Source organism: Zestomonas ipomoeae, from assembly GCF_057128665.1.
This window is the reverse complement of sequence record NZ_JBSKHQ010000025.1, coordinates 62,816-70,862: the sequence shown is the minus strand read 5'-3', so window position 1 is coordinate 70,862 and position 8,047 is coordinate 62,816. Positions and strand designations below refer to the sequence as shown.

Here is an 8,047-nt window from a genome sequence, read left to right as displayed (position 1 = left end):
CCACCGGCAACAAGCAGGTCAGGCCATGGCGGCCTGACTTAAACGAAACAGCCTCCACGAAACCCGGGGCGATTCACCTGTAAGCAGCAGGACAATTTTTACCACTCGCCGGTTAGCCTGCCTTTTGCCTTGCGCCGCAAATACTCTGATGCCGGGCGTTCGTTCGAGTGGCAATGGCTATTCCCCTCCATTAGCTTGTGCACGGATGAAGACGGCACCGTGGTGCGCCACCACACTCACGTCAGCTCCATTCAGAAGGCCGTCAAACAGGCGGTGCGGCGCTCCGGCATTCATAAACCGGCTGGCTGCCATACGTTCCGCTACAGCTTTGCCACCGAGTTGTTGCGCCGCGGCAGTGATATCCGCACGGTGCAAACCTTGCCGGGCCATGCCGACGTGCGTACTACGCAGATTTACACCCATGTACTAGGTCAGGCCTTTGCCGGTGTGCAGAGCCCTCTGGGTTAGCCAGTCGCTTCAGTCCCTCCCTGCAACCCGTTCAGCACCGAGCGCTACAGGCCCGGCAGCCCCTGCTGCAGGCGGAAACTTTCAAGTACTCGGCCCCTCGATCCCAACTGCCTTTTACGCCTGCTCGGCTGGCCGGCCCGCTCGAGGTGAAACAGCAAGGCCGCACCCCGGCCCCCCCCCGGAAAATGGCGATGGCTTGATCCGCGGCAATCGCCCTCTACGCTGCCCCACTAAACTGTGTCCATGCTCCGCCAGGCGGATCGGCCCGCTCATCCGCCGTTTCGCGCATGAATCAGGCACCAAGGACCCGCCATGCCGATCGACTCGGACCTCCTGCTGAACCTCGCCACCGCCCTGGCCATAGGCTTGCTGATCGGCACCGAACGCGGCTGGAGCGCTCGGGAACTGGACGATAACAAGCTGGTGGCGGGTATTCGCACCTTCGGTCTGGTCGGCCTGCTCGGCGGCGTGGCGGCCTGGATGGGCGAACATTGCGGCGCCGCCGCCTGGATCGCGGTGCTGATGGTGCTCGGCCTCCTGGTGGTGGCCGGTTACCTGGGCGACCTGCTGAAAGACGGTGACCAGGGCATGACCAGCGAAATCGCCATGCTGCTGACCTTTCTCCTCGGCAGCCTGGCGCTGTTCGATCACCGCGCGATTGCCGCGGGCGGTGCCGTGGTGATTGCCCTGCTGCTGAGCCTGAAACAGCCCCTGCATGCCGCTCTGCGCCGGCTCTCCGCTAACGAGCTGTCCGGTGCACTGAAGTTGCTGTTCATTTCCCTGGTGCTGCTGCCGGTGCTGCCGAACCACGACTTCGGCACCTGGCAGGCATTCAATCCTTACGTGATCTGGTGGATGGTGGTCCTGATCGCCGCCATCGGCTTCGCCGCCTACGTGACGATCCGTCTGGTCGGCACCCGCCATGGCCTGTTGCTCACCGCCCTGCTCGGCGGCATCGTCTCCTCCACCGCCATGACTCTCACGCTGGCCCGCCTGCACGAGCAGCGCGGGCTGAATGCACTGCTGGCTGCCGGGCTGCTGGCTACTTCCGCGCTGATGTTTCCACGCGTGCTGCTGGAAGTCGGGCTGGTCAATGCACCACTGCTGCCACCACTGCTGTGGCCGTTCGGCGTGGCGGCGCTGGTCTATGCCGGCGGCGCCCTGTTGTTCTTCCGTGCCGCCGGCCGGGAAACGACGGCCGCCGCCGAGCCGCCGCTGAAAAACCCCTTCGAACTTGGGCCGGCGCTGCGTTTCGCCGCACTACTGGTGCTGATCCTGTTTCTGGTGGAAGCGGCCCAGCGCGTTGTCGGCGAAGCCGGTGTGTATCTGGTCTCGCTGCTCTCCGGCCTGAGCGATGTGGATGCGATCACCCTGTCGCTGGCGCGCAACGCCAATGACGGTCTGGCCGCCGAGGTAGCGACGCGTGGGATCTTTCTCGCTGCCCTGAGCAACAGCCTGATCAAGGGCGTGCTGATCGCCCTGATCGGCGGGCGCCGGCTGGCGCTGCTCACGCTGCCGGTAATGCTGGGCGGCCTGCTGGCCGGCGCGTCGATGTTGTTGCTCCGTCCCTAATGCGCACTGCCGGCCTCCGGCGGCTCGTAGTCACACACATGCTGGTGAAAGTGCGCTGTCGTCTGCGGATGCGGACGATGCGCCGGAGCCACCTGCTGGTAGCAGCGCGAGTCGATGAAGACCTGCACCAGATCGGCGTCGAGCAGGCCGCTCTTGACCTCCGACTGGAGGATGTCGAGCGCACGCTCGGCTGGCATGGCCGGCTTGTAGGGCCGGTCGGCGGCGGTCAACGCGTCGTAGATATCGCACACGGTCATGATGCGCGACGCATAGGGAATCTCTTCCCCCGCCAGCCCCGACGGATAGCCGCTGCCATCGAGCTTCTCATGGTGAGCCGCAGCGATCTGCGGGATGCGCTGCAGACCGGGCGTCCACGGAATCAGCCGCAGGAAATCGCGGGTGTGCACCACATGCCGCTCGATCTCGGCGCGCTCCTCCGGCGTCAGGCTGCCCCGACGCACGGCCAGCGCGCAGAATTCGTGCTCGGAGAGCAGGCTGACCAGACGGTCGTCGTGGGATTTGACCAGTTGCCCCTGGATCTCCTGCAAGTGCTGGAAGTTGCCTTCGCTGAGCACGGTCGGCTCGTTGGCCTGCAGGATCTGTTGCAGGTAGTGGTCCAGCCGCTGGCATTCGGCGGCCAGTTCGGTCTCCATCTGCAGGCGCTGCTCGTCGCTCAAGCCACCCTGGTGGCGATAGGCGTACAGCATGCGTTTGAGGGTCTGGTTGCGCAGGTTTTCCTTGCCCAGGGCAACCCGGTAGCGCAGGTTGTCGATCACCACCTCGGGCAGCTTCTTGCCCTTGGTCAATACATGCTCGCGCACCCCGACCTTGCCGAAGTCGTGCAGCAAGGCGGCGTAGCGCAGCTCGCGCAGGCCCTCCTCGTTCAGCGCCTCGCGGCGCAGGTGAGACTGCGGGGCCAGCGGCAGTTGCCGGGCCAGGGCGATGCACAGGTCGGCAACGCGGAAGGAGTGGCCGCTGGAGGTCGGGTCGCGCTGCTCGATGGCGAACACCGAGGCCTGCACGAAGCCGTCGAACAGGTGGCTGATGTCGTCCAGCAACTGGCGGTTCTCGATGGCCACAGCGGCCTGGCTGGCCAGCGCGCGCAGCGACACCGCGGTGATCTCGTCAAAGGCGATCACCTCGCCTGCACCCGGCTGTCCCGGCGCCTGCTGGCGATTGATGAATTCCAGCACGCCGACCACCTGATGCCGGTGGTTAAGCATCGGGATCGCCAGCAGCGACATGGTGCGGTAGCCCATGTGCAGGTCGAACGAGCGGTTGAAGCTGTAGGGCGCATCGGCGGGAATCGCATAGGCATCGGCGATATTCAGCTCGGTACTGGTGAGCGCCACGTAGCCGGCGATGGAGGCGCGGGTCAGCGGCATGCGCTGCTCCTGGAAGTTGGTGGACAGCGAGCTGTTCTGGGTCAGCTTGAACACCAACTGCGGGTTGTCCGGCTGCCGATCATCCACCAGGAACAGCGAGGCGGCGTCGCTGTTGGACAGCCGTCGGCCTTCGATGAGGATCTTGTCCAGCAGGCGATTGAGGTCCTTTTCCGCCGACAGCGCCAAGCCCACGTCTACCAGTTGGCGCAGGTCGTCGTCCTTGCTTTGCAGGGCCGCGGCCAGGCGCTCGGTCTTGTCCCGCAGCCGTCGCTGGTCGGCGGCGAAGGCGAGCAGCGCCTGCAGTTCCTCGGCGCTCGCCGCGGCCGGCAGCGGCAGGACCCCCTCGAGCGTATCGAAGGCCACCAGGGTCGCTCCGCCGGCCTGCCATTGGGGCAGCGGACCTCGATCCAGCAGGGCCGCGTCCACCAGCAACACATCGATACCCTCGCTCTCGGCCGGAGCCGCAAGGCAGCGAAACACGGCGTCGCCGTTCGCCAGCCGGGCGTACAGGGGGTGTGAGGAGAAGTTCGGGCTATGCCCGACGACAAAGCTGGCTACTGAGTTCATGACCACTCCGGCCGGGCGCCCGGGAACCTGATAGCAATTCAGTATTGCACAGCACCAGCGAAGCGGCCTGCCGCGCGTCCGACGCGAACGGTAGCCCGGCGCGTGGACGAAGCACCCACGCCAGCCTGACCTCGCGCCCGTCGCTCCGGGCGCGGGGCGCGACTTGCCCTAGGCCGGCACCGGCTCGGCCATGCCGTCGCGCATGCGCAAGGCATCATGGCCGAAACAGCGCGCGGCCTGGACCAGGGCCAGCATGGTCAGCAGCAGCGCCAGCGGAATCAGGAACATGGCGCTGTGCAAACCCACTGCCTTGAAGGCTTCGGTCATCTGCGTGGCGCCGGCGGCCAGGCGCGCCGCTTCGGCGTAGTGGTCGGACAGCAGCCCGACCACCACCGGGCCCAGGCCACCGCCGAGCAGGTAGAGGCCGGCGAAGAACAATGCCATGGCGGTGGCCCGCAGGCGCGGTTCGACCACGTCCTGGATCGCCGTGTAAACGCAGGTATAGAAGTTGTAGGAAAACAGCCAGCCGACACTGAACAAGGCGACGAACACGCCGACTGCCACCTGCCCGAGCAACAGTGCATAACCGGTGGCCCCGGCCGCTACCAGCATGCTGAAGGCACCGAGCAGCAGGCGCCCGCGCTCGGACCTCTGGTGCGCCCGGTCGGCGAGCCAGCCGCCCAGGGTCAGGCCCACCAGGCCGGTCAGGCCGACGATCACCCCGGTGGCCATCGCCGCCTGTTGCAACGGCAGCGCGAAGTAGCGTTGCAGCATCGGCACCATGAACGAGTTGCAGGCATAAGCGGCGAAGTTGAAGGCCAGCCCGGCGATCATCAACCACCAGAAGGTGCGGATCGCCAGCACCTTGCGCAGCGGCCGGTCTACCGGCGTCTGCGCCACCTTCACCGTCTCCGCCGCGCCCCGGGCCGGTTCCTTGATGAAGAACATGAACAGCGCCAGCAGCAGGCCCGGCAAGGCGGCGAGAAAGAACGGCGCACGCCAGCTGTCGAAGGCCTTGACCATCGCGCCGATGGTGAAAAACGCCAGCAGCAGGCCGAGCGGCAACCCGAGCATGAAGATGCCCATCGCCCGCGAGCGTTTGTGGGCCGGAAACAGATCGCCAATCAGCGAATTGGCCGCCGGCGCGTAGCTGGCCTCGCCGATGCCGACGCCCATGCGGATCAGCAGGAAGCTCCAGAAATTCCACGCCATGCCGTTCAGCGCAGTGAGCCCGCTCCAGGCCGTCAATCCCCAGCCCATGATCTTGCGCCGCGCGCCGTTGTCGGCCATGCGCCCGAGGGGAATCCCGGCGATGGCGTAGACGATGGTGAAGGCCGTGCCGATCAGGCCGATCTGCAGGTCGCTGAGCTGCCACTCCAGGCGGATCGGCTCGATGATGATGGCCGGGATGGTGCGGTCGAAGAAGTTGAACAGGTTGGCGAGGAAGAGCAGGAAGAGCACGCGCCAGGCATTGGCGGCTTGAATGGATTGCTGCATGAGGTCCGATCTCGTGTTGTCGTCTTGTCCGGCGAACGCTGCGCCGGAAGTCCAAGGCCGCAATCTAGAGCCTTCGTCCGCGGCTGTCTGCGGCGTATGGGCGAATATTGTGTAACAGCGCACGCTTGGGGCTCCCGACAGCGCCGGGTCGGCCGCCCTGGCACGGTGGGCGAGCCCATACCCGCCACGCTTGGAAAAACCCGGCTCCGTGCAGGCAAATGCGGCGAACCGGCGAAAAATCCATTCTTTGCTAGAGTGAAACGACAGCTGCGACAGCGGACGCCAAGGCACCCGGGGCACCGCCGCGCGGTCACTTCGAGACCTTGGGGATGTCACTCATGAAAACTGGAATAGACGAAGCCTCCGCAGTCGAAAGCGCATCCCGGCAAACGCCCGAGCCGGGCAAGCCCGTCCGCAGCAAGGCGCCGCGCCAGGCGCAGGCCCTGGTCACGAACGGCGACAGCGCGGAACAGCACATGTATTTCACCGAGCGTGACATCGAGCGCATCCTCGACAACCTCGATGGCTTGCGCAACATGGTCTTTCCCCTTGCCGGCATCGATGACGACGCCGAGCAGCGCAGAGCCCAGCACTTCCCCTCCGTATGCCTGATCGGCCTCGGCCGCTGCGGCTCGAATATCGCGCTGGACGTGGCCTCTCTGGTCTACAACGCGCGCCGGTTCTATCTCAACGAATTCAACACCGAGGAAAACGCCTCCACCGAGCCGGACTATCGGCCGACCCGCTGGATTCGCAAGAACTTCCTTTCCGCCAACAAGGCGGTGAAACCGGTGTTCCTCATCGAACCGCTGGTGATGCTCGGCGACCTGGACAAGGACATCGAGGGCCGCATCCGCTTCTCGCGCAAGGGGGAGACCAGCGGGTTTCTCAGCGACTACAGCAAAATGAAGATCATGGACCTCTCCGAGGTGCATGCCGGCGGCGCAGGCAATGCGCCGATCCTCGGCCAGTACCTGGCCAAGATCATTCTCAACAAGGACACCGGGCGCTTTTCCAATGCCGACTGGAAGTTCATCCACAGCTACCTGATCGACTCCTGCGGCATCAAGGCCAACCAGTCGCGGCTGTACTTCTATATCTTCAGCGCCGGCGGCGGCACCGGCTCGGGCATGGCCTCGGAATTCGGCCTGGCCCAGCAGTTCGCCTACATGAGCAAGACCTTCGATCCCAACCAGACACACGAAGACGACGAACAGCGCGGACACTCCTTCGTCTTCGAACCGATCTTCACCAGCGGCATCTGCATCCTGCCGAACATCTCCGACCAGCGCAGCGAGATGTCCGAGGCCCTGCACATCAACGCCGGGCGCCTGCTGTGCAAGTACCTCGCCGAGGAGTGGGACTTCTCCTACAACTTCGACAACGAGGAGAGCAGCGAAAGCGTGATGGGCCGCATCCGCCCCTGGAACGCCATGATGCTGATTTCCAACGACATCATGCGCTACGCCGAGGAAACCGATGACGGCAACATCCAGAACATCGACGTCAACGCCATGGAGCGGCACGCCAACCAGTACATTTCCCAACAGATCTTCAATATCCTCACCGCCCAGGCGGTGACCACCGACTACGACCAGAACTACTTCCGCCGCGCCGGCATCGACATCGGCGAAACCATTCGCCTGGATGCCAACGACCTGTTCATGAGCCTGGCCGGGCCGGTCGCCGTTGCCTATGCGGAATCCGTGGTGCCCGAGCAGGCCGCGCTGGCCTCGGAGAAGTTCCGCGTACTGGAGAAGGAGCAGGCACGGCTGAACATCGACGATCTGTTCTTCCGCTCCATAGACCTGCCGCACTTCAACAAGATCACCCAGGCCATCGAGGGCATCAGTCTGCTGCCGATCGAGTCCCAGCGCTACCGCAATGCCCTGGAGCGCTACAAGAAGTCCGGCTACGATGCCGCCGAACTGCGCGACCTGCACTTCTTCAAGAACTGCTCGTCAGTGGTCTCCATCGTCTCGCTGCCGAAGGACTACAAGCTCTCCTACATGGACCTGAACCGGCTCAAGACCCACCTCAACAGCCTGTTCCCCAACACCACGCTGAAACGCTATGCCCTGGTGATCGGCGCCTCGGCGAACCTTTCGCTGACCACTCTGATCGTCAAGAGCCCGTGCCTGTCGGACGATTTCCTGACCCTGATCGTGGCCTTCATCAAGCGCTGCTTCGCCAAAGACGAGCACCGCTACGACGAGAGCCTGGACAGCGCGGTATTGGACTTCATCGTTGCCGATACCTTCGACGAGGCGCGGGTGGATGCGATGCTCAACGAGCACGAGAACCCGGCGAAGATCCTCGACACCAACTGGTACGCGATCAAGCCGATGTACGAGAAGAAGTACCGCGAGCTGATCCACGACCCGGACAAGTTCGTCTCCATCAACGACATCCGCCTGTCGCGCGACAGCGTGAAGAAGGCCATCAAGTACCTGCGCGAGATCTACCGCCACCGCATCGGCAAGACCAAGGTCATATCGCTGAACAACTATGGCCCGGAAAAGCCCGAATCACGCCCCAACCGCCCTCGCACCCGCCAT

4 protein-coding genes and 1 pseudogene are annotated in these 8,047 nt (G+C 64.5%); 3 read left to right on the top strand and 2 right to left on the bottom strand.

The window, feature by feature from the left end:
* The first annotated feature begins 129 nt into the window (after positions 1-129).
* Together ACWKV7_RS21535 and ACWKV7_RS21530 are read left to right on the top strand one after the other, a co-directional pair.
* Positions 130-468 carry a tyrosine-type recombinase/integrase gene (locus tag ACWKV7_RS21535; RefSeq protein ID WP_483859754.1) on the top strand — a complete coding sequence of 113 codons (339 nt, stop codon included), beginning with the start codon at positions 130-132 and terminating at the stop codon, positions 466-468.
* A 318-nt stretch (positions 469-786) separates the two neighbouring features.
* Positions 787-2,040 carry an MgtC/SapB family protein gene (locus ACWKV7_RS21530; RefSeq protein WP_483859755.1) on the top strand — a complete coding sequence of 418 codons (1,254 nt, stop codon included), beginning with the start codon at positions 787-789 and terminating at the stop codon, positions 2,038-2,040.
* Here the strand turns inward: ACWKV7_RS21530 and ACWKV7_RS21525 are convergent.
* Together ACWKV7_RS21525 and ACWKV7_RS21520 are read right to left on the bottom strand one after the other, a co-directional pair.
* On the bottom strand, positions 2,037-3,992 hold the full coding sequence (locus ACWKV7_RS21525) for an HD domain-containing phosphohydrolase (RefSeq protein WP_483859753.1): 1,956 nt from the start codon (positions 3,990-3,992) through the stop codon (positions 2,037-2,039). The two genes, ACWKV7_RS21530 and ACWKV7_RS21525, sit on opposite strands and share 4 nt — an antisense overlap.
* Before the next feature lie 168 nt (positions 3,993-4,160).
* Entirely contained in the window at positions 4,161-5,489 is a 1,329-nt protein-coding gene (locus ACWKV7_RS21520; protein ID WP_483859752.1) for a spinster family MFS transporter, read from the bottom strand.
* A 476-nt stretch (positions 5,490-5,965) separates the two neighbouring features.
* On the opposite strand from ACWKV7_RS21520, the pseudogene ACWKV7_RS21515 reads away from it, so the two are divergent.
* Positions 5,966-7,999: pseudogene (locus ACWKV7_RS21515) on the top strand (hypothetical protein); the annotation flags it as partial.
* Between the last annotated feature and the right edge of the window lie 48 nt (positions 8,000-8,047).

Bases quoted from the DNA above. Each gene is read 5' to 3' on its own strand.
- ACWKV7_RS21525 (WP_483859753.1), bottom strand. From the start codon at position 3,992: ATGAACTCAGTAGCCAGCTTTGTCGTCGGGCATAGCCCGAACTTCTCC.
- ACWKV7_RS21520 (WP_483859752.1), bottom strand. From the start codon at position 5,489: ATGCAGCAATCCATTCAAGCCGCCAATGCCTGGCGCGTGCTCTTCCTG.